Annotated in this window: 18 protein-coding genes and 1 tRNA gene; 11 read left to right on the top strand and 8 right to left on the bottom strand. The window is 63.7% G+C overall.

All coding sequences use genetic code 11. The annotated features are described in order from the left end of the window. The first annotated feature begins 131 nt into the window (after positions 1 to 131). From fdnG to D906_RS25185, 7 genes are all read left to right on the top strand, one after another. Complete coding sequence (fdnG, locus tag D906_RS25215) at positions 132 to 3,200, top strand: formate dehydrogenase-N subunit alpha (RefSeq protein ID WP_143503511.1); 3,069 nt, start codon at positions 132 to 134, stop codon at positions 3,198 to 3,200. Next, positions 3,200 to 4,150, top strand: coding sequence for a formate dehydrogenase subunit beta (gene fdxH / locus D906_RS25210; RefSeq protein ID WP_019096689.1), 951 nt, complete (start codon positions 3,200 to 3,202; stop codon positions 4,148 to 4,150). The genes fdnG and fdxH overlap by 1 nt, the downstream gene beginning before the upstream one ends. Next, the gene (locus D906_RS25205; RefSeq protein ID WP_019096688.1) at positions 4,147 to 4,803 is read left to right on the top strand and encodes a formate dehydrogenase subunit gamma; all 657 of its coding nucleotides are present in this window, start codon (positions 4,147 to 4,149) and stop codon (positions 4,801 to 4,803) included. The genes fdxH and D906_RS25205 overlap by 4 nt, the downstream gene beginning before the upstream one ends. Before the next feature lie 4 nt (positions 4,804 to 4,807). Then, complete coding sequence (fdhE, locus tag D906_RS25200; RefSeq protein WP_019096687.1) at positions 4,808 to 5,728, top strand: formate dehydrogenase accessory protein FdhE; 921 nt, start codon at positions 4,808 to 4,810, stop codon at positions 5,726 to 5,728. A 159-nt stretch (positions 5,729 to 5,887) separates the two neighbouring features. Then, the gene (gene selA / locus D906_RS25195) at positions 5,888 to 7,315 is read left to right on the top strand and encodes an L-seryl-tRNA(Sec) selenium transferase (RefSeq protein ID WP_025754605.1); all 1,428 of its coding nucleotides are present in this window, start codon (positions 5,888 to 5,890) and stop codon (positions 7,313 to 7,315) included. Then, on the top strand, positions 7,312 to 9,234 hold the full coding sequence (gene selB, locus D906_RS25190; protein WP_027615785.1) for a selenocysteine-specific translation elongation factor: 1,923 nt from the start codon (positions 7,312 to 7,314) through the stop codon (positions 9,232 to 9,234). Before selA ends, selB begins: the two co-directional genes overlap by 4 nt. 6 nt (positions 9,235 to 9,240) lie before the next feature. Then, positions 9,241 to 9,336 (top strand) — tRNA-Sec (locus tag D906_RS25185). 15 nt (positions 9,337 to 9,351) lie between these two features. On the opposite strand, the gene D906_RS25180 is transcribed toward D906_RS25185, so the two are convergent. Both D906_RS25180 and D906_RS25175 read right to left on the bottom strand, forming a co-directional pair. Continuing rightward, positions 9,352 to 10,350, bottom strand: a complete 999-nt coding sequence (locus D906_RS25180) for an asparaginase (protein ID WP_177325295.1) — start codon at positions 10,348 to 10,350, stop codon at positions 9,352 to 9,354. Between the two features lie 63 nt (positions 10,351 to 10,413). Next, positions 10,414 to 11,856 carry a sodium:alanine symporter family protein gene (locus tag D906_RS25175; protein ID WP_019096683.1) on the bottom strand — a complete coding sequence of 481 codons (1,443 nt, stop codon included), beginning with the start codon at positions 11,854 to 11,856 and terminating at the stop codon, positions 10,414 to 10,416. A gap of 178 nt (positions 11,857 to 12,034) precedes the next feature. On the opposite strand from D906_RS25175, the gene D906_RS25170 reads away from it, so the two are divergent. From D906_RS25170 to D906_RS25160, 3 genes are all read left to right on the top strand, one after another. Next, positions 12,035 to 12,844 (top strand): helix-turn-helix transcriptional regulator, encoded by an 810-nt coding sequence (locus tag D906_RS25170; protein ID WP_016715339.1) that lies wholly within the window; start codon positions 12,035 to 12,037, stop codon positions 12,842 to 12,844. A 150-nt stretch (positions 12,845 to 12,994) separates the two neighbouring features. Next, positions 12,995 to 13,879 carry a sugar nucleotide-binding protein gene (locus D906_RS25165; RefSeq protein ID WP_019096681.1) on the top strand — a complete coding sequence of 295 codons (885 nt, stop codon included), beginning with the start codon at positions 12,995 to 12,997 and terminating at the stop codon, positions 13,877 to 13,879. Then, complete coding sequence (locus D906_RS25160; protein ID WP_016715344.1) at positions 13,872 to 14,804, top strand: NAD-dependent epimerase/dehydratase family protein; 933 nt, start codon at positions 13,872 to 13,874, stop codon at positions 14,802 to 14,804. The genes D906_RS25165 and D906_RS25160 overlap by 8 nt, the downstream gene beginning before the upstream one ends. Positions 14,805 to 14,834: 30 nt before the next feature. Here D906_RS25160 and D906_RS25155 read toward each other — a convergent pair whose 3' ends face one another. Further along, positions 14,835 to 15,278, bottom strand: a complete 444-nt coding sequence (locus D906_RS25155; protein WP_019096680.1) for a helix-turn-helix domain-containing protein — start codon at positions 15,276 to 15,278, stop codon at positions 14,835 to 14,837. Positions 15,279 to 15,379: 101 nt separating this feature from the next. Between D906_RS25155 and D906_RS25150 the strand changes: the two genes are divergently transcribed. Beyond that, positions 15,380 to 16,573, top strand: coding sequence for an MFS transporter (locus D906_RS25150; RefSeq protein ID WP_027615787.1), 1,194 nt, complete (start codon positions 15,380 to 15,382; stop codon positions 16,571 to 16,573). Here D906_RS25150 and D906_RS25145 read toward each other — a convergent pair. The 5 genes from D906_RS25145 to D906_RS25125 all read right to left on the bottom strand — a co-directional run bounded on the left by D906_RS25145 (position 16,561) and on the right by D906_RS25125 (position 20,481). After that, entirely contained in the window at positions 16,561 to 17,244 is a 684-nt protein-coding gene (locus tag D906_RS25145; RefSeq protein ID WP_014589498.1) for an OmpW family protein, read from the bottom strand. The genes D906_RS25150 and D906_RS25145 overlap by 13 nt on opposite strands. 109 nt (positions 17,245 to 17,353) lie before the next feature. Then, positions 17,354 to 17,866, bottom strand: coding sequence for a DUF3299 domain-containing protein (locus tag D906_RS25140; protein ID WP_026020315.1), 513 nt, complete (start codon positions 17,864 to 17,866; stop codon positions 17,354 to 17,356). A 63-nt stretch (positions 17,867 to 17,929) separates the two neighbouring features. Continuing rightward, the gene (locus tag D906_RS25135; RefSeq protein ID WP_019096676.1) at positions 17,930 to 19,195 is read right to left on the bottom strand and encodes an ABC transporter permease; all 1,266 of its coding nucleotides are present in this window, start codon (positions 19,193 to 19,195) and stop codon (positions 17,930 to 17,932) included. Next, positions 19,195 to 19,905, bottom strand: a complete 711-nt coding sequence (locus D906_RS25130; protein ID WP_016715348.1) for an ABC transporter ATP-binding protein — start codon at positions 19,903 to 19,905, stop codon at positions 19,195 to 19,197. Before D906_RS25130 ends, D906_RS25135 begins: the two co-directional genes overlap by 1 nt. Next, entirely contained in the window at positions 19,906 to 20,481 is a 576-nt protein-coding gene (locus tag D906_RS25125; RefSeq protein ID WP_027615788.1) for a DUF2796 domain-containing protein, read from the bottom strand. It abuts the gene before it with no gap. Positions 20,482 to 20,536: the final 55 nt, after the last annotated feature.

Genomic DNA, 20,536 nt, shown 5'->3' with positions numbered 1-20,536 from the left:
GACCCATGTCATCGCACCTTCCGGATTCTTGACTAGTCTTAACTGTTGGCGGCCATCAATTGGCCGCCACCGTGACTACCAAGAGGCGCCGGCCATGTTCCGTGCGTCCACCACCTGATCAGGAGTGCACGATGGACCTGAACCGTCGGCAGTTCTTCAAGGTCGCCGCCGTCGGCCTTGGAGGCTCGAGCCTTGCGGCGTTGGGCATGGCCCCGACACCCGCATTCGCCGAGCAGGTGCGTCACTTCAAGCTGGCGCATACCAAGGAAACCCGTAACACCTGCCCTTACTGCTCGGTCGGCTGCGGCCTGATCATGTACAGCCAGGGCGATGCGGGCAAGAACGTCAAACAGAACATCATCCATATCGAAGGTGACGCCGACCACCCGGTCAACCGCGGCACCCTCTGCCCGAAAGGCGCTGGCCTGCTGGACTTCATCCACAGCCCGAGCCGCCTGCAGTACCCCGAGGTACGCAAGCCGGGCAGCAAGGAGTGGGTGCGGGTCAGCTGGGACGAGGCGCTCGATCGCGTCGCCGACCTGATGAAGCAGGACCGCGACGCCAACTTCATCGAAAAGAACGCCCAGGGGCAAACCGTAAACCGCTGGCTCACCACCGGTTTTCTGGCTGCCTCCGCCGCCTCCAGCGAGGCAGGCTACCTGACCCACAAGGTCGTCCGCGCAACAGGCATGCTGGGGTTCGATAACCAGGCACGTGTCTGACATGGCCCGACGGTGGCAAGTCTTGCCCCGACGTACGGCCGTGGCGCCATGACCAACCACTGGTCCGATATCGCCAACGCGAATCTGGTCCTGGTGATGGGTGGCAACGCAGCAGAAGCGCATCCGTGCGGCTTCAAATGGGTGACCGAGGCCAAGGCGCACAACAAGGCGCGGCTGATCGTGGTCGATCCGCGTTTTACCCGTACCGCTTCGGTGGCGGACTACTACGCGCCGATCCGTACCGGTACCGATATCGCTTTCATGGGCGGGCTGATCAACTACCTGCTGAGCAATGACAAGATCCAGCACGAGTACGTGCGTAACTACACCGATGTGTCGTTCATCGTCAAAGAGACCTATGGCTTCGAGGACGGGCTGTTCAGCGGCTACGACGAGGCCAAGCGTGTGTATGCCGACAAATCCGGCTGGGGTTACGAGCTGGGTGAGGACGGTTATGCGAAGGTCGATCCGACCCTGCAGCACCCGCGCTGCGTGTTCCAGCTGATGAAACAGCATTACAGCCGCTACACCCCGGAACTGGCGAGCATGACCTGTGGCATGCCGCAGGACGCCATGTTGAAGATCTGGGAAGAGATCGCCACCTGCTCGGCACCGGGCAAGACCATGACGATTCTCTACGCGCTTGGCTGGACGCAGCACTCGATCGGTGCGCAGATCATCCGCAGTGCGGCCATGGTCCAGCTGCTGCTGGGCAACGTCGGCATGCCCGGTGGTGGGGTCAACGCCTTGCGCGGGCACTCCAATATCCAGGGTCTGACCGACCTGGGCCTGCTGTCCAACTCGTTGCCGGGCTACCTGACCCTGGCCGGTGATGCCGAGCAGGACTATGCCGCCTATATCGACAAGCGCGCCTCCAAGCCACTGCGTCCTGGCCAACTGTCGTACTGGCAGAACTACGGCAAGTTCCATGTCAGCCTGATGAAGGCCTGGTACGGCGCCAATGCCACGGCGGAGAACAACTGGGGCTACGACTGGCTGCCCAAGCTCGATGTGCCGGCCTACGACGTGCTGCGCATGTTCGAGATGATGGGCCAGGGCAAGGTAAACGGCTACATGTGCCAAGGTTTCAACCCGATTGCCGCGCTGCCGGACAAGAACCGTGTCACTGCCGCCCTGAGCAAACTCAAGTGGCTGGTGATCATGGACCCGCTAGCCACCGAGACCTCGGAGTTCTGGCGCAACGCCGGGCCGTTCAACGATGTCGACACGGCCAACATCCAGACCGAAGTGATCCGCCTGCCCACTACCTGCTTTGCCGAGGAAGACGGCTCGCTGGTCAACAGCAGCCGCTGGCTGCAGTGGCACTGGAAGGGCGCCGACGGCCCGGGCGAGACCCGCACCGACGTTCACATCATGAGCGAGTTGTTCCTGCGCCTGCGCCGACGCTACCAGGCCGAAGGTGGCGCCTATCCTGACGCGCTGATGAACATCAACTGGCCATACAAGGTCCCTGAAGAGCCATCCCCGGAGGAGCTGGCCAAGGAAATGAACGGCTGGGCGGTGACGGACGTCACCGATCCGACTGGCGCAGTGCTCAAGGCCGGCCAGCAACTGGCGGGCTTTGGCCAGCTCAAGGACGACGGCAGCACTGCGTCCGGTTGCTGGATCTTCTCCGGCAGCTGGACCGAGCAGGGTAACCAGATGGCTCGCCGTGACAACAGCGACCCGTACGGCATGCACCAAGTGCAGAACTGGGCCTGGGCCTGGCCGGCCAACCGCCGCATCCTCTACAACCGTGCCTCCAGCGACCCGCAAGGCAAGCCGTGGGACCCGGAGAAGAAGCGCTTGGTATGGTGGAACGGCAAGGCCTGGACCGGTACCGATGTGCCGGACTTCAAGGCCGACTCGCCGCCCGAGGCCGGGATGAACCCGTTCATCATGAACCCCGAAGGCGTGGCCCGCTTTTTTGCCATCGACAAGATGGCAGAGGGGCCGTTCCCCGAGCACTACGAGCCGTTCGAAACGCCGATCGGTATCAACCCGCTGCACCCGCAGAACAAGAAGGTGGTCAGCAACCCGGCTGGCCGCATCTTCGACTCGGTGTGGGACACGCTCGGCACGCATGACGAGTTCCCCTACGCGGCGACCACCTATCGGCTGACCGAGCACTTCCACTTCTGGAGCAAGCATTGCCGGCTCAACGCCATCGCCCAGCCCGAGCAGTTCGTCGAAATCGGCGAGGTGCTGGCCAACGAGAAAGGCATCAAGGCCGGCGACCGGGTGCGGGTGTCGAGCAAGCGCGGGCATATCGATGCGGTGGCGGTGGTGACCAAGCGGATTCGCCCACTCCAGGTCAACAACCAGACCGTGCACCAGATCGGCATTCCGTTGCACTGGGGTTTCACCGGCGCTACCCGGCATGGCTACCTGACCAACACCCTGGTGCCATTCCTCGGTGACGGCAACACCCAGACGCCAGAGTCCAAGTCGTTCCTCGTCAAAGTGGAGAAACTCTGATGGCCAGCCAAGACATCATCGCCCGCTCGGCCACCACCACCGTACCGCCTTCGGTACGCCAGCAGCAGGAAGTCGCCAAGCTGATCGACACCACCAAGTGCATCGGCTGCAAGGCCTGCCAGGTGGCGTGCTCGGAATGGAACGAACTGCGTGACGAGGTCGGCCACAACCACGGCACCTACGACAACCCCCAGGACCTCACCGCCGAAACCTGGACCCTGATGCGCTTCACCGAGCACGAGCGCGATGACGGCAACCTGGAGTGGCTGATCCGCAAGGATGGCTGCATGCACTGTGCCGAACCGGGTTGCCTGAAGGCTTGCCCGAGCCCGGGGGCGATCATCAAGCACGCCAACGGCATCGTCGACTTCAACCAGGACCACTGCATCGGCTGCGGGTACTGCATCACCGGCTGCCCGTTCAACATCCCGCGTATCTCGCAGAAGGACCACAAGGCGTACAAGTGCACCCTGTGTTCCGACCGCGTGACCGTGGGCCTGGAGCCCGCCTGCGTGAAAACCTGCCCGACCGGGGCGATCGTGTTCGGCAGCAAGGACGAGATGAAAGTGCATGCCGCCGAGCGCATTGTCGACCTGAAGTCGCGGGGCTACGACAAGGCCGGGTTGTACGACCCGGATGGCGTCGGCGGCACCCATGTGATGTATGTGCTGCACCATGCCGACACGCCGAAGCTCTACGCCGGCCTGCCGGACCAGCCGGTGATCAGCCCGTTGGTGGGGTTGTGGAAGGGCTTCACCAAGCCGCTGGCGCTGCTGGCCATGGGCGCGGCGGTATTGGCCGGGTTCTTCCATTATGTGCGGGTTGGCCCCCAGCGGGTCGAAGAGGAGGAGCACCCCACGCCGGCGGATGACAACGTGCATCAGGTGGATCCTGCGGTCCATGTCTACGACCCGACCAAGCCCGGTGGGCAAGGGGAGCAGCGGCCATGAACGACAACAAACCCATCCTGCGCTACAACGCCAATGAGCGGACAAACCACTGGATTGTGGCAATCCTGTTCATCCTGGCGGGGCTGTCGGGGCTGGCGCTGTTTCATCCGGCGCTGTTCTGGCTCAGCCACCTGTTTGGCGGCGGGCCGTGGACACGCATCCTGCACCCCTTCATCGGGGTGGCGATGTTCGCGTTCTTCCTCGGCCTGGTGTTCCGTTTCTGGCGCGCCAACTTCATCACCGCCAACGACCGCCTGTGGCTACGTCGCATCGATCGGGTGATGGTCAATCGAGAGGATGGCGTGCCGCCCATCGGCAAGTACAACGCCGGACAGAAGCTGCTGTTCTGGACCTTGCTGGCGTGCATGCTGGTGCTGCTGGTGAGTGGGGTGGTGATCTGGCGAGCGTACTTCAGCCACTGGTTCGGCATCGATACCATTCGCTTGTCTGCGCTGCTGCACGCGCTGGCGGCGTTCGTGCTGATCCTCAGCATCATCGTGCACATCTATGCCGGCATCTGGATCAAGGGCTCGATCGGCGCCATGCTGCATGGCTGGGTCAGCCGCGCCTGGGCACGCAAGCACCATGAGTTGTGGTACCGCGAAGTGACCGGCGACAAGACGCCGGGCAATCACGGACGAAAAGAAGGATGAATGCTTGAGCACGATACTCGAACCCGGGCAGATCGAAGCGTCGGCGGTGATGCCGCCGTTTCTGCACCTGCCGCCCGCCAACCTGTTTGACGTGCGCGCTGCACGTCTGGATCAGCTGGCCGAGGGCAACGCACTTGGCGACTACCTGAGGCTGGTGGCGCGGTTGTGCCGTGTCCAGCAGCAGCTTGTGGATAACCCGCCCGCTGGCGTGCCGGTGGCCGAGGAACGTCAGCGCCTGTGCATAAGTCATGGTTTACCGCCGCTGGCGGCGGACAGCCTGGTGCGCGAAGGGCCTTGGCTGGTTTGGTTACAGGCCCTCCTTGAGCACTTCAACGGTGAAAACAGTGGCCCGCTGGGTGAGGCCTTGCAGGTGCTGCGTGGCAGTGATGAAAACCAGCGCAAAGGCTGGGGCATCGCTTTGCTGGCAGGGCAGTATGACGCGGTGCCAGCGGCATTGGTGCCGTTCCTCGGGGCTGCGTTGCAGGCGGCCTGGTCCAGCTGGCTGCTGGCGTTGCCAACGCCGGAGCTGAAACCTGCTGGCAGCCTGGCCCAGTGCCCGGCCTGCGGTTCGCCGGCAATGGCCGGGGTGGTGCGCAACCGTGGCAAGCACAATGGCCTGCGTTACCTGGCCTGCTCGTTGTGTGCCTGTGAATGGCATGTGGTGCGGGTGAAGTGCGTGTATTGCGAGTCGAGCAAGGACTTGCGCTATACCAGCCTTGAGGATGATCGCCATGCGCCGGGCAAGGCGCCATTGCGTGCCGAGTGCTGCCCGGGGTGCGAAAGCTACCTGAAGCAGAACTATCTGGAGAACGATGCGGCGGCCGAGCCTTTGGCCGACGACCTGGCCAGCCTGGCGCTGGATATGCGCCTGGACGAAGAGGGCTTTCATCGCCTGGCGCCCAACCTGATGCTTGCGCCCGGTTAGTGGGTGAGTGTCTACACTGAAAGACCGAGTTGCCTTCTTCGCGGGCAAGCCCGCTCCCACAAGGACTGCGCAAGCCTCAAATACAGCGCGGACACTGTGGGAGAGGGCGTGCCCGCGAAGAGGCCAGTACAGACACCGGATAACCCAAGGTAGTACCGCATGTCTTCAAGCCTAGCCAGCGACACCCCACGCCTCCCATCCATCGACACCCTTCTGCGCCACCCGGCCTGCCTCCCGCTGATCGACCGTCACGGCCGCGATGCAGTGTTGGCTACCTTGCGCCAACTGCTCGACGACCTGCGTGACCCTGCCCGCAACGGTGAGCTCAGCGCCGCCGAACTGGCCGCCGAAGTGCTGCTGGGCCGTACCGGTGAACGCCTTGCCGCGCAACAGCGCAGCCAGGTCCGCCGTGTGTTCAACCTCACTGGCACCGTGCTGCACACCAACCTCGGCCGCGCCCTGCTGCCCGAAGAAGCCATCGAGGCCATGCAGACTGCCGCCCGCTATCCGCTCAACCTGGAGTTCGACCTGGCCACCGGCAAACGTGGCGACCGCGATGACCTGATCGAAGGCCTGATCCGCGAACTGACCGGCGCCGAAGCCGTCACCGTAGTCAACAACAACGCCGCTGCCGTGCTGCTGGCGCTCAATAGCCTGGGCGCACGCAAGGAGGGCATCATCTCGCGTGGTGAGCTGATCGAGATCGGCGGTGCCTTCCGCATTCCCGACATCATGGCCCGGGCCGGCGTGAAGCTGCACGAAATCGGTACCACCAACCGCACCCACGCCCGCGACTATGAGGCCGCCATCGGCCCGCGCACGGGCCTGCTGATGCGCGTGCATTGCAGCAACTACAGCATTCAGGGCTTCACCACACAGGTGCCCACTGCCGAGCTGGCGCGGATCGCCCGCCAACATGAACTGCCGCTACTCGAAGACCTCGGCAGCGGCAGCCTGCTCGACCTTACCCGCTGGGGCTTGCCCGCCGAACCTACGGTGCGTCAGGCCCTGGCTGATGGCGCCGATATCGTCACCTTCAGCGGCGACAAACTGCTGGGCGGGCCTCAGGCAGGGGTCATCGTTGGCCGCAAGGACCTGATCGCCAGGATCAAGAAAAACCCGCTCAAGCGAGCCTTGCGCGTCGACAAGATCACCCTCGCAGCCCTTGAAGCGGTGCTGGCACTGTACCGCAACCCCGACCGCCTGGCCGAACGCCTGCCCAGCCTGCGCCTGCTGACCCGCAGCCAGGCCGAGATCCAGGCTCAGGCCGAGCGCCTGTCGCCTGAACTCAAGGCGCGCCTCGGCGAGCAATGGGCCGTCAGCGTCGAACCTGCCCTGGGCATGATTGGCAGTGGCAGCCAGCCGGTGGCGCGCCTGCCCAGTGCCGCGCTGTGCCTGCGCCCGCAAGTGTCGAAGAAGCTGCGCGGGCGCAGCTTGCATGTACTGGAGCGGGCCCTGCGTGATCTGCCTGTGCCGGTGCTGGGCCGCATCGATGACGATGCCCTGTGGCTGGACCTGCGCCAACTGGATGACGAAGCCCAGTGGCTGGCCCAGTTGCCCGCCCTGCAACTGGGGGCTGTGCAGTGATCGTTGGTACCGCCGGGCACATCGACCACGGCAAGACCGCACTGCTGCAAGCGCTGACTGGCCAGGCCGGCGACCAGCGGCAGGAAGAGCGCGCCCGCGGCATGACCATCGACCTTGGCTACCGCTATGCGGCACTGAGCGAAGGCGCGCCGCTGACGGGCTTCATCGATGTGCCGGGCCACGAGCGATTTATCCACAACATGCTGGCCGGTGCCCATGGCATCGACCTGGTGCTATTGGTGGTGGCTGCTGACGACGGGGTCATGCCGCAGACGCGCGAGCACCTGGCGATCATCGAGCTGCTGGGCATTCCCCAGGCCCTGGTGGCGATCAGCAAATGCGACCGGGTCGAGCCGGCCCGGCTGGCCGATGTGCAGGCGCAAGTCAGTGAACTGCTGGCGCCAGGGCCGTATGCCGGTGCGCGGCAGTTCCCATTGTCGAGCATCAGCGGGGAAGGCGTGGACGCGCTGCGTCAAGCCCTGCTGGAGGCTGAGGCCAATGTACGGGCACGCGCTGTGCGCGGTGGTTTTCGTCTGGCCGTCGACCGCGCTTTCGCGGTTAGCGGCGCTGGCGTCGTGGTCACCGGCACGGCGCTGGCCGGGCGGGTCAGTGCCGGCGATACCTTGTTGCTGGGCAAGGCCGGCAAAGCGGTGCGCGTGCGTGGCCTGCATGCACAGAACAAGGCCTCGTTGGTGGCAGAAGCGGGCCAGCGGGTGGCGCTGAACATCGCTGCCGAGCGACTGGCATTGGAGCAGGTACACCGGGGTGACTGGCTGGTGCCTGAGTGGCTGCATGCGCCTGGCGTACGGGTGGATATCGAGCTGAGCCTGTTACCGGGAGAGACACGTACGTTCGAACATTTCAGCGCGGTGCACGTACACCTGGGGACTCAGGATGTGACGGCCCGGGTCGCCTTGCTTGAAGGTGAAAGCCTGGCGGCCGGCCAGCGCATGTTTGCCCAGTTGTTGCTCAATGCGCCGCTGCAGGCGGTGCATGGCGACCGTTTGGTGCTGCGCGACCAGCGTGCCCAGCGCACCTTGGGCGGTGGCAAGGTGCTGGACCCGTTCGCGCCAAGCCGCCAACGCCGCAGCGATGAGCGCCTGCGCCAGTTGCAGGTGCTGCGCGATACCGAAGAACTGGAGCAGGCGCTGCCGGCGCTGCTTGCCAGTGCACCGGGCGGTATCGACCCCCAGCGGCTTGAGCGGCAGTTCAATCGCCTGCGAGAAACCTGGCAGTTGCCGGAAGAAGTTTTGGTGGTGGCCACGCGGCAGGGCCAACTGCTGTTCGCCACTGCCAAGTGGCACGTGCTGAAGCAGCAGGTGATGGAGCAGTTGGCACGGTTCCACGAACAAGAGCCCGACCAGCTCGGCCCGGACCGTGATCGCCTGCGCCGTTTTGCAGCCCTGCCCCTGGAGCGACCGGCCTTCGTCAGCCTGCTGGATGAGTTGCTTGAAGACGGCAGCATCGCCAGCAGCGGGCCTTGGCTGCATTTGCCCGATCATAAGGTGCAATTGAGCGAAGCCGACAGTGAGTTGTGGGCGCGCCTGGAGCCGAGGTTGCTGGCGGGGCAATACGACCCGCCCTGGGTCAGGACGCTGGCAAGTGAAGAGAACTGCGCCGAAGCTGATGTGCGCCTGTTGTTGCGCAAGCTTGCACGGCTGGGCCTGGTGCACCAGGTGGTGCGTGACCTGTTCTACCCTGAGGTGACGCTACAGCGCATGGCAGCGCTGCTGCTGGGGCAGGCCAGTGAGACGCCGATAGTGCAGGTTGCCGCGTTTCGCGATATGTTGGGTATCGGTCGCAAGCGCAGTGTGCAGATTCTCGAGTACTTCGACCGCATCGGCCTGACCCGGAGGGTGGCCGACCAGCGTCACATCCGCGCCGACAGCGCCCTGGCCCAGCAGCAGACCAGGCACTGAGTTCAAGGAAGGCAATCGCGCCCGGTGGCGCGGCCGGGCTTCAAACCCGGTTGGGGACGGCAGCCGTTCCCGGGCAGGTTCGACTCCCGCTGCCTTCCGCCATTTTCTTTCGCCTGTTCAGGCCCGTTCCCCGCACAGGTCCAGAGCAAACCACTGCTCTGCAGCATCCACATCCAAACCCGCCCCCAACAGCGCAACCATCTTGCCCAGCGCTGCCTCACGGGTCATGCCGCCACCACTGACCAATCCGGCACCGCGCAAGCGGTTGCCCGCCGCATAGGTGTCGAACACCACCGAACCTTCAGGACACTGGCTGATAGCCGCCAGCATCACACCGCGCTGGCGCGCCGCGCTCAGTACATTCAGCAATGCCTGGTCATCCGATGGGCCGGTACCGCTGCCGTAGCATTCCAGTAGCAACCCCTGCACACCACTGTCGATCAAGCCTTGCAAGTGCCCGGCCTGCAGCCCCGGGAACACCGGCACGACCGCCAGGTTGACCGGCTTGCGCGGCTGCTTGTAGCCCAGCTCGGCAGGGATCATGTCGGCATGCTCACCATCACGATGGCGCGGCAGCGCCGCAAAGGCATCGAACGCCTCGCTGCGCAGCTTCGAGGCCCGGCAGCCATGCAGCAATTGGCCATGGAAGTAGAGCCGCACGCCATCTTCCAGGCCATGTTCGAACTGGCGCAGCGCACCACACAGGTTGGCCCACGCATCGCTGTCAGCGGCACCCGCCGGCAGCATCGAGCCGGTCAGCAGTACCGGAACCGGCAGCCCCAGCAGCAGGAACGACAATGCCGCAGCGCTGTACGCCATGCTGTCGGTGCCGTGCAGCACCAGCACGCCGTCATGGCCCGCCACATCTACCGCATCGACAATGGCATCGCGCATCGCCAGCCAGTTGTTCTGTTGCATGTTGGCGCTGTCGAGCAGCGGGTTCAGTTCCTGCAGGGTCCATTGCAGCTGGGGCGCATCGGCCATGTGCGCGAAGTGCTCGCGCATCCGTGCTTCAAAACCGCCGGCTGGCGCCAGGCCTTCCGGGGTTTCGAGCATACCGATGGTGCCACCGGTATAGAGAACGAGAAGATTCTTTACGGCACGCATGGAGAACATCCGTAGCGGTGAGCGGAGAAAGAAAAGCCGCCCGCAGAAGGGGCGGCTGGGCAGGGCAGGGTATCAGCGCTGAGGCTGCGCTTGGCCGACTGTTTTGTCAGTGGCTGTTTCCGCCTGCGGATTGGCAGGCCAGGCATTGCGGTCCAGGTCCAGGTCGGCGAACTTGGTCGAATCGAACACCGGCTGCTGGATACCCGCCTTGCGCTGCTCGTCATAGTCGCGCATCACACGCAGGCCGACTTTGAACAGCAGGGCCAGGGCCACCAGGTTGACGAAGGCCAGGCAGGTCATGGTGATGTCGGCGAAGGCGAACACGGTCGACAGGTCTTGCATCGAGCCCCAGACCACCAGTGCCAGCACCAGGCCACGGAACACCATCAGTACCACGCGGTTACGGGTGAGGAACTGCAGGCTGTTCTCGCCCAGGTAGTAGTTGTAGAGGATGCAGGTGAACACGAACAGCGACAGTGCCACGCTGACGAACACACGGCCCCAGTCACCGACCACGGCGGCCAGCGAGTTCTGGGTCAGGACAATGCCGTCACCCTCGAAGCCCGGGGTATAGAAGCCCGACAGCAGGATCAGCAGCGCGGTGCAGGTGCAGATCACGAAGGTGTCGAGGAACACGCTGAAGGCCTGGACCACGCCCTGGGCGCCCGGGTGTTTCACCGCAGCCACGGCAGCGACGTTTGGCGCACTGCCAAGGCCCGCTTCGTTGGCGAACACGCCACGCTTCACGCCCATGACGATGGCGCTGCCGAGCAGGCCGCCGAAGGCTGGGTCGAGGCCGAAGGCGCTCTTGAAGATGGTTTCCAGCATGGCTGGCACGTGTTCGATCTGGGTGCCGATCACGTACAGGGTCACCCCGATGTAGGCCAGGGTCTTGACCGGTACCAGCAGGTCCGACACCGCAGCGATGCGCTTGATGCCGCCGATGAAGGTGATTGCCAGCAGCACGGCCAGGACAATACCGGTTTGGCTCGGGGCAAAGTTGAAGGCGTTCTGCAGCGAGTGGGTCACGGTGTACGACTGCAGGCCGATGAAGGCGAAGCCGTAGGTGACCAGCAGCAGGATCGAGAACACGATGGCCATGCCTTTGCGGTTCAGGCCATGCTGGATGTAGTAGGCCGGGCCGCCACGGTACAGGCCGTCACCATCGGCGCGCTTGTACACCTGGGCCAGGGTACATTCGAAGAAGCTGCTGGACATGCCCACCAATGCGGTGACCCACATCCAGAACACGGCACCTGGGCCACCCAGGGTCACGGCAATACCGACACCGGCAATGTTACCTGCGCCAACGCGGCCGGCGAGGCTCAGCATCAGGGCCTGGAAGGAGCTCAGCTGGCCTGCCTGGCCACGCAGCGATTCCTTGAACACGGCGAACATGTGGCCGAAATGGCGGAACTGAACGAATCGGGAGCGGATGGTGAAGTAGCTACCCAGCCCTACGATCAGCACGATGAGGAGTTTCCCCGAGAGGAAATCGTTGAGTACTTCGAGCATTGGAGAATGACCTCGATTCTTATTCTTCGTGTGGAAAGACCAGCGGACGGCAGGCGCACCGCTATTCGTTGGGGCGCATGGTTGGCCATGACAAGAGTGGTTACAATTTCGCGGGTTGGTCTCAGTTGGCGCGACTTGATGCTACAATGGCGTCATTCGCGTCACCTGGGTCCCGCACATGAGCGATCATTTCGCTACCAACCTCAAGCTGGCTTGCAGCCACTACCGCTCTATTTCCGAAGTTTGCCGACAGCTGTCGATCAACCGGGCACAGTTCAACAAGTACCTGAGCGGGCAGAGCCGTCCGACGGCTTACAACCTCAAGCGCATCGGTGACTTCTTCGGCGTCGAGGATTACGAACTGAATTTGCCGGCCGAGCAGTTCGCCAGGCTCATCGGCGCACGGGTGTCGACGCTGGCCGACCAGCCCAGCGACCCGATCAGCGAACTGTTCCGTCCGCTGCACGACCACGCCGGCAACCTGTCGCGTTATTGCGGTTACTACTTCGAGTATTCCAACTGCATGTCGGTGCCGGGCACCATCCTGGTGTCGCTGGTGCACCTGTGGGAGGAGCGCGGCCGCTTCCTGTTCGAGCGCCAGGAACGCCAGGAACGCTCCAGCACCACCGACCAGCACGCCGAGGTACGCTGCCGCTACCTGGGTGCTGCGTTCCAGTTGCAGGACCGGCTGTTCCTGATCGACTACGAGTCGCTCACGTACAACGAAATGAGCCAGACCATCCTCATCCCCAGCTTCAAAAGCCGCATCACCCGCCTGAATGGCCTGAAGGCTGGAGTGTCCAGCGGCGACCGACGCAACCCGGCCTGTACCCGGGTGGTGTGGGAGTATCTGGGGGAAGAGATCAATCGCATCAATGCCTATCGGCAGGTAAAACTGTACCGGCCGGATGATCCACGTATAGATGACGATGTGCGTGAGCGTTTGAGCGTTGGGCCACTGCGCAACAGTTTGTTTGAGATTGAATAGATGTAGCGCCTGTACTGGCCTCTTCGTGGGTAAACCCGCTCCCACAGAGGCCATGCAGGCAACTGAATAAGGCCTGTGGTTGGACTTCCCGCAGAGGAAACCGCAAAATGACCCCTTTCCTTCATCAACCTCTCCGGATCTGCTGACTCTATGCGTATGCGCCTAATGCTGTTGGGTGGTGGCAATGCCCTCGGGCAAGCGCTGATTCGTCTTGGGGCCGAGGAGGACATCGCATTCCTGGCGCCGCGCCCGCCCGAAAACGGCTGGACGCCGGCCAGCCTCACCCAGTTGCTCGACGATCACCGCCCCGACGCCGTGGTCAACCTGGCCTATTACTTCGACTGGTTCCAGGCCGAGTCGGTCAGCGAACAGCGCCTGGCTCAACAGGAGCGGGCAGTAGAGCGGCTCGCAGAGCTGTGCCAGCACCACCAGATCACCCTGGTACAGCCTTCCAGCTACCGCGTGTTCGACGGTTCGCGGGCCACGGCCTACAGCGAAAAGGACGAGCCAGTGCCGCTGGGCCTGCGTGGCCAGGCGTTGTGGCGCATCGAACAGAGCGTGCGTGCGGCCTGCCCGCAGCATGTGCTACTGCGCTTTGGCTGGTTGCTCGACGAAAGCATCGACGGGTCGCTGGGCCGCTTCCTGACCCGTGCCGAGCAACCGCAAGAGCTGCTGCTGGCCGATGACCGGCGTGGTAACCCGACACCTGTCGACGATGCTGCGCGGGTGATCCTGTCGGTGCTCAAGCAGCTCGATTGCAGTGCGCCGCTGTGGGGCACCTACCATTACGCCGGCAACGAGGCGACCACGCCGCTGGCGCTAGGCCAGGCGATCCTTGCCGAAGCGGGCCAGTACCGCCAGCTCGCGGTTCAGGCGCCAACGCCGCAGGCTCATGCCGCACGGCCGGATGCCAGCGAAGAGCCGCAGCACGCGGTACTGGCCTGCAAGAAAATCCTTCATACCTTCGGCATCAAGCCGCGTGCCTGGCGCGCCGGCCTGCCGCCTCTACTGGACCGGTTCTACCGCCATGGCTGACGCCCCCATCCTGATCACCGGCGGTGCCGGCTTCATTGGCTCCCACCTGTGCGATGCGTTGTTGGACAAAGGCTACGCCGTACGCATTCTCGATGACTTTTCCACTGGCCGGCGCAGTAACCTGCAGGTCGACCACCCACGGCTGGAGCTGATCGAAGGCGATGTTGCCGATGCCGGGTTGGTCACCCAGGCCGCAGCCGGCTGCAGTGCCGTGGTGCACCTGGCGGCAGTGGCCTCGGTGCAGGCCTCGGTCGAAGACCCGGTGCGCACACACCAGAGCAATTTCATCGGCACCCTTAACGTGTGCGAAGCGATGCGCGTGCATGGCCTGCGCCGGGTGCTGTTTGCTTCAAGTGCAGCGGTGTACGGCAACAATGGCGAGGGCGAGTCGATTGCCGAAGACACGCCCAAGGCGCCGCTGACCCCCTACGCCGTGGACAAACTGGCCAGTGAGCAATACCTGGACTTCTACCGTCGTCAGCATGGCCTGGAGCCGGTGGTGTTCCGCTTCTTCAATATCTTCGGGCCACGCCAGGACCCGTCTTCGCCGTATTCCGGGGTAATCAGCATCTTCTGCGAGCGCGCGGTGCAGGGCTTGCCGATCACCGTCTTCGGTGATGGCGAACAGACCCGCGACTTTCTTTACGTGGGTGACCTGGTGCAGGTGATGGTGCAGGCGCTGGAACAGCCGCAGGTGGAGGAGGGCGCGGTGAACATCGGCCTCAACCAGGCCACTTCGCTGAACCAGTTGCTGGCGGCGCTGGAGAAGGTGGTGGGGAGCTTGCCGGCGATTAGCTATGTGGCGGCGCGTTCGGGTGACATTCGCCATTCGCGGGCGGATAACCAGCGCTTGCTGGCGCGGTTCGATTTCCCGCAGGCGACGCCAATGGTTGAAGGGCTGGCGCGGCTTCTGGGTAAAAGCTGAAAACGCTGGGGCCGCTAAGCGGCCCCAGAATCATCCATGCCGCACCACTCGGCGCAGGCAATCTTCGGCCTTCAGTACCCGCCCGTCCAAAGCTCGTACCTGCAAGTTCTCGATAGCTTGCCCTTTGACAGCATCGACCAGCTCCGAACGCACCTCACCCGCTTCAAACAAAAACCGCTCCCCCCACTGCCTCAGGCCCACCACCACAGGAAACACCGAGCGCCCTTTCTCGGTCAGCACATATTCCTTGTAGGCACTGCCATCCGAAGCGGGCTGCGTCATCAGCAACCCACTTTCCACCAGCAGCTTGAGCCGTGAGGCGAGGATGTTCTTCGCCAGCCCCAGGTTCTTCTGAAATTCGCTGAAACGCCGCAGGCCATCGAAGGCATCGCGCAGGATCATCAGTGCCCAGCGGTCACCCAGTACCTCCAGGGCACGGGCTACCGGGCATTGCGCATTGTTTTCATCGAGCATGTTGCAGGCCTGTCCTGAATGTCTGGTTGCAGATTAAAACCACTTTTGCTAAATAGCCATAAGTGGTTTCAATTCGAAACTACATTGTTGAGGCCATCCCGATGACACGCTGGATAACCCTGCTGCTTGCCATCACCAGCGCCATGGCGGTGGCGACGGTGTACTTCGCCCAACCTTTGCTCGAATCGATGGCCGCCGAACTGGGTGTGGCACAGCAGCAGATTGGCTGGGTAGTGGGTGCAACCCAGGCGGGCTATGCCCTGGGGCTGTTGCTGATTGTGCCGCTTGGGGACCTGATCGACCGCAAACGCCTGTTGCTCGGCCAGTTGCTATTCTCGGCCTTGGCGCTGGTCGGCGTCGGCATGGCGGCAAACTGGGCGATGCTGCTGCTGGCACTGGCCATCACCGGGCTGATGGCCGTGATGGTGCAGGTGATGGTGGCGCATGCCGCCAGCCTGGCCTCGCCTGGTGAGCAAGGGCAAGCGGTAGGCACCGTCACGAGCGGCGTGGTGCTGGGCATTCTGTTGGCGCGCCTGGTGGCGGGTGGGGTGGCTGACCTGGCCGGCTGGCGCAGTGTTTATCTAGTGGCCGCAGTGCTGTTGCTGATACTGGCGTTGGTGCTGTGGTGCTGTTTGCCAAGCGGGCAGCCGTTGGTGCAGCGTCCCGGTTACCGGGCGCTGATCGTGTCCCAATTCCGCTTGTTTCGGCACGACAGGCTGTTGCGCCAGCGCGGTGTGTTCGGCGTATTGATCTTCGCCGCGTTCAGCGTGCTGTGGAGCGCCATGGTCATGCCTCTCAGCGCTGCGCCATTGGCGTTGAGCCATACCGAGATTGGCCTGTTCGGTCTGGCAGGCGTGGCGGGTACGTTGGCGGCAGCGCGCGCTGGACGCTTGGCCGACCTGGGGCTGGGAGCGCGCACCACCGGGCTGGCGCTGGCGTTGCTGACGCTGTCGTGGTTGCCCACCGCCTTTGTCGGGCAGTCGCTGATGGTCTTCGTGCTAGGTGTGTTGATGCTGGACTTCGCCGTGCAGGCAGTGCATGTCACCAACCAGAGCGTGTTGCTGGCAGGGCGTGGTGCGATGGCTAGCCGATTGATTGGTGCTTATATGTGCTGCTACTCGGTCGGTAGCGGCTTGGGTGCGGTGCTGGCGAGCGGCGTGTATGCCAGATGGGGGTGGCCTGCGGTGTGTGGGCTTGGCATGGCCATCAGTGCGGTCGCGCTGGGGTACTGGCTGTGGCTGCAACGAGAAAGGGCGGCCGAAGCCGCCCTGCCGTGTTCCGGTCAGAACTTGTAGCCAAGGCCGACCATGTACACCCACGGGTCGACGTCTACGTCGACCTTGGTCTTGCTGTAGCCCAGTGCGGTCGGGCCGTTGACGCTGGCCTTGGTGTCGATGTCGACATACCAGACCGAGGCGTTGACCAGCAGGTTGTCGGTGAGCATGTAGTCCATGCCCAGCTGGCCGGCAATACCGACCGAGTCTTGCAGCTTGAGGTTGCTGAAGCCTTGTTGCTTGCGTGCGCTGCTCAAGTCTTCGTCAAAGAACAGGGTGTAGTTGATGCCCACGCCGGCGTACGGCTGGAAGCGCGAGTTCGGCTCCATTGGGTAGTACTGCAGCGACAGGGTCGGTGGCAGTTGCTTGATGTCTGCCAGCTTGCCGTCCAGCCCGCCGCCCAGGCCTTTTACGCCCACGGTGTGCTTGAACGGGGTGGCTGCCAGCAGCTCCAGGCCGATGTGGTCGGTGAGCATGTAGGCAAAGGTCAGGCCCAGCTGGGTATCGCTGTCCAGGGTCGCCTTGGTGCCCGACACCTTGTTGCCGTCGAACTTCAGGTCGCCGCTGCTCTCGTTCGGGGCAGTGGTAATGGCGCCTGCGCGCAAAATCATGTCCCCTGCCTGGTAGGCGTGGGCGGCAGGGGCGGCGAGCGCAAGGGCCACAAGCGAGGCGCCGAGCAAGGACTTGTTCATGGAAGCTCCCAAAGGACGTTATTAATCGAGTAGTCCAATGGTACGGAGCTGGTTAAACAGAAAGTTTGACCCAGCTCAAAGAAGCGTCTTCATGAATTCGAAACAGTTCTCATCTCAGCTCATATGCGTAGATTTTCTCGGCCTCCATCTGGTAACCGGCATCGGCCAGTTCGCTGCTGGAGGCTCTAACCTGCATCTTTCCCTCGATCCAGTAGGGCTGGTAGAGGTCTTCGATGCGCACGCCCATTTCGCTGAAAATATGCACGATCTGGTTAGACGGTGGTGGGGGCACATGGATGCACGCGCCGTAGTAAGGCACCAGCAGGAATTCGGTGGTGCGGCCTTCCTCGCTGACCTCCAGGGGCACGATGTAGCCGGGCAACTTGATCTGCTGGCCATCAAGGCTTTTTACCACCGGCGCGTCGGGGGCCTGCTGGCGCGCGGGTGGGGCGGATTCGGCAGACAGGGCGTTGCTGAGCTGTGACATGTCATGCAACGGCGCCAATTGCGGCGGGATGACCGGGGCGCCTTCGGGGATCAGGGCGGGCCAGTCCAGCTCTTTGGGCTCGGCGGCCCATAGAGGCATCGCTACCAGCAACAACAGGGTCAGCAGCATGTGCATTGCCGGCCTTTTCGCGGGCTTGCCCGCGAAGACGGCAGTGAGGTTTCTGATCATTACAGGCTCTTAAAGATGAATGGACAGGCCGTCGGCCAGCGACTGCCTGTAGGCCCGCCAAGCTGGCACGCTCCCCATCAGCAACGCCGCCCCCAGGATGATAGCCAGCAGCGTCCACTCATGGGCACTCGGCAGGGCCAGCGGCAAATACAACCCATAGTTGGCCTGCACATACCCCTGTGCCACGGCGATACCCGCATACAGCAAGCCCAGTCCGGCCACGATCCCGACCGCCGCCAGTGACAGTGCCTCCAGCACCAGCAGCCCCGCGATATGCCACGGCCTGGCCCCGACCGAACGCAAGATTGCCATTTCTCGCCGGCGCTCGTTGAGGCTGGTGAGAATGGCCGTGAGCATGCCGATCAGGCCGGTCAGCACCACGAACAGCGACACCACGAACAACGCCTGTTCCGCCGTGCCCATCAGGCTCCACAACTCTTGCAGGGCCACCCCAGGCAGGATCGCCAGCAGCGGCTCGCTGCGATATTCGTTGATTTCCCGCTGTAGGCTGAACGTCGCGATCTTGTTGTTCAGGCCCAGCATGAACGCGGTTATGGCGGCAGGTTGCAGGTCCATCGTGCGTGCCTGCTCTGCACTGATGCGCCCGGCGCCACGGGCCGGTACGCCGTTGTGCCAGTCGATATGGATGGCTTCCATGCCGCCCAGGCTGATATGCAGTGTGCGGTCGACCGGTGTGCCGGTGCGCTTGAGCACGCCAACCACTGTGAACGGCTTGTCGTCATGCTTGACCAGGCTGATCGCTGCCACGCCATGGGCCAGCACCAGCTTGTCGCCCAGCTTGTAGTGCAATGCCTCGGCGACTTCGGCACCGAGTACCACCTCGAACGGGTCGCTGGCGAACTCACGCCCCTGGCTCAATTCCAGGTGCTGACGGCGGCCGTATTGGTAATGCTCGAAGTAATCCGTCGTGGTGCCCATCACCCGGTAGCCGCGATGCGAGTCGCCCAGCGAGACAGGGATCGCCCACTTCACCCGCGGGTCCTGCGCATAGTGCTGGAAGCTGTCCCAGCGGATGTTGTTGGTCGCGTTGCCAATGCGGAATACCGAATACAGCAGCAGGTTCACCGAGCCGGAGCGGGCGCCGACAATCAGGTCGGTACCGCTGATGGTGCTGGCGAAGCTGGCGCGGGCCTCGGTGCGAACGCGCTCCACGGCCAGCAGCAGGCACACCGACAGGGCGATGGCAAACGCGGTGAGGAAGGCGGTGAAACGGCGGTTGGCCAGGCTGGCCAAGGCAAGGCGGAGCAGGTACATCAGGCCTCCCGGGGCTTGGCGGCGCGGTTGAGGTCGGCCAGGGAAAGGTGGCGGTCGAACAGTGGCGCCAGGCTCTGGTCGTGGCTGACGAACAGCAGGCTGGCACCGGCGGCGCGGCATTCTTCGAACAGCAGGCGGATGAACGCTTCACGGGTATCGGCGTCCAGCGCCGAGGTCGGTTCGTCGGCGATCACCAACTCGGGCTGGCCGATCAGTGCGCGGGCGGCGGCCACCCGTTGCTGCTGGCCGATCGACAGGCTGTCGGCGCGGCGGGCGAGCAGGCCGGAGTCATCCAGCCCCAGGTGGGCCAGCAGCGTGCTGGCTGCCTGGTCGACACTGCCATGGCGCTGCTCGGCGCGGGCCTTGCGGCTGCTTGAGAAGCGGCAGGGCAGTTCGACGTTTTCGCGTACCGACAGGAACGGCAGCAGGTTGAACTGCTGGAAGATATAACCCGTGTGGTCGACGCGGAAGCGGTCACGCGCCCCTTGGCCCAGGCTGCCAAGGTCCTGGCCAAGCAACTGGATGCGGCCCTGAGCCGGTACGTTCACGCCGCCCAGCAGGCCCAGCAAGGTGGTCTTGCCACTGCCGCTGGGGCCCTTGAGGAACAGGGCTTCACCCGTGTCCAGGTGGAAGGCCGGAATATCCAGCAGCGGCGGCTGACCTGGCCAGGCGTATACCAGGTCGTGCAGTTCGATCAGCGACTGGCTCATTCAGAAAGCGACCGCTGCCTTGGCCGGCGTGGCTTCCACACCTTTCTGGCCATTCGGGCCGATCAGTTGCACGTTGATCTTCTGGGTGGCCGGGAAGGCCTTGAACAGCGGCGCGAGGTCCACTTGCGCCAGTTTGTCGGGGTTGGCGCAGGTCAGCTGGTAGTGGGCGCCGATGTCGCTGTGCTGGTGGCCGTGCTCATGTTCGTCGCCATCTTCGTCGGCTTTCGGGGCGTCACCGAACAGCGGGCTTTCCAGTTCTCGCTGATCCTCTTTGCAGCCAGCGGCAGCAGAAAGGCCGAACAGCTTCAGGGGTTGTTCGAGCTGCTGGCGCACGGCGGCGACCTTGGCCTTGTCGGCGTCGCTGTTGGCGGCATGTTCGAAGCCGACCAGGTTCATTGCCGGGCTGTCCAGTTCCAGCTCCAGGGTATTGCCATCGAGCACGGCGTTGAGCTTGGCGACGCCATGCTCGTGGGCGCCGAGGGTGCCATGGGCGTGGTCGTGATCATGGTCATCGTGGGCATGGGCCACGGTCAGTGGCAGCAAGGCGAAGGGCAGGGCAAGCAGCAGGCGACGCATGGACGGCTCCGGGGCGGGCTGAAGGAATGAGTTATGTTATAACAACTTTTCTGCG

The sequence above is a fragment of the Pseudomonas sp. LAIL14HWK12:I1 genome (assembly GCF_003202095.1).
In the GTDB taxonomy this organism is placed as follows: domain Bacteria; phylum Pseudomonadota; class Gammaproteobacteria; order Pseudomonadales; family Pseudomonadaceae; genus Aquipseudomonas; species Aquipseudomonas monteilii.
The sequence above is the reverse complement of the archived record's forward strand: the minus strand, read 5'-3'. Positions and strand labels throughout refer to the sequence as shown.

Excerpts from the sequence above, each read along its gene's own strand:
- D906_RS25165 (WP_019096681.1), top strand. The coding sequence starts at position 12,995 with ATGCGTATGCGCCTAATGCTGTTGGGTGGTGGCAATGCCCTCGGGCAA.
- D906_RS25205 (WP_019096688.1), top strand. The coding sequence starts at position 4,147 with ATGAACGACAACAAACCCATCCTGCGCTACAACGCCAATGAGCGGACA.
- D906_RS25175 (WP_019096683.1), bottom strand. The coding sequence starts at position 11,856 with ATGCTCGAAGTACTCAACGATTTCCTCTCGGGGAAACTCCTCATCGTG.
- D906_RS25145 (WP_014589498.1), bottom strand. The coding sequence starts at position 17,244 with ATGAACAAGTCCTTGCTCGGCGCCTCGCTTGTGGCCCTTGCGCTCGCC.
- D906_RS25130 (WP_016715348.1), bottom strand. The coding sequence starts at position 19,905 with ATGAGCCAGTCGCTGATCGAACTGCACGACCTGGTATACGCCTGGCCA.
- D906_RS25160 (WP_016715344.1), top strand. The coding sequence starts at position 13,872 with ATGGCTGACGCCCCCATCCTGATCACCGGCGGTGCCGGCTTCATTGGC.
- D906_RS25155 (WP_019096680.1), bottom strand. The coding sequence starts at position 15,278 with ATGCTCGATGAAAACAATGCGCAATGCCCGGTAGCCCGTGCCCTGGAG.
- D906_RS25140 (WP_026020315.1), bottom strand. The coding sequence starts at position 17,866 with ATGCACATGCTGCTGACCCTGTTGTTGCTGGTAGCGATGCCTCTATGG.
- D906_RS25125 (WP_027615788.1), bottom strand. The coding sequence starts at position 20,481 with ATGCGTCGCCTGCTGCTTGCCCTGCCCTTCGCCTTGCTGCCACTGACC.
- selA (WP_025754605.1), top strand. The coding sequence starts at position 5,888 with ATGTCTTCAAGCCTAGCCAGCGACACCCCACGCCTCCCATCCATCGAC.
- fdxH (WP_019096689.1), top strand. The coding sequence starts at position 3,200 with ATGGCCAGCCAAGACATCATCGCCCGCTCGGCCACCACCACCGTACCG.
- D906_RS25170 (WP_016715339.1), top strand. The coding sequence starts at position 12,035 with ATGAGCGATCATTTCGCTACCAACCTCAAGCTGGCTTGCAGCCACTAC.
- D906_RS25180 (WP_177325295.1), bottom strand. The coding sequence starts at position 10,350 with ATGTTCTCCATGCGTGCCGTAAAGAATCTTCTCGTTCTCTATACCGGT.
- D906_RS25135 (WP_019096676.1), bottom strand. The coding sequence starts at position 19,195 with ATGTACCTGCTCCGCCTTGCCTTGGCCAGCCTGGCCAACCGCCGTTTC.
- D906_RS25150 (WP_027615787.1), top strand. The coding sequence starts at position 15,380 with ATGACACGCTGGATAACCCTGCTGCTTGCCATCACCAGCGCCATGGCG.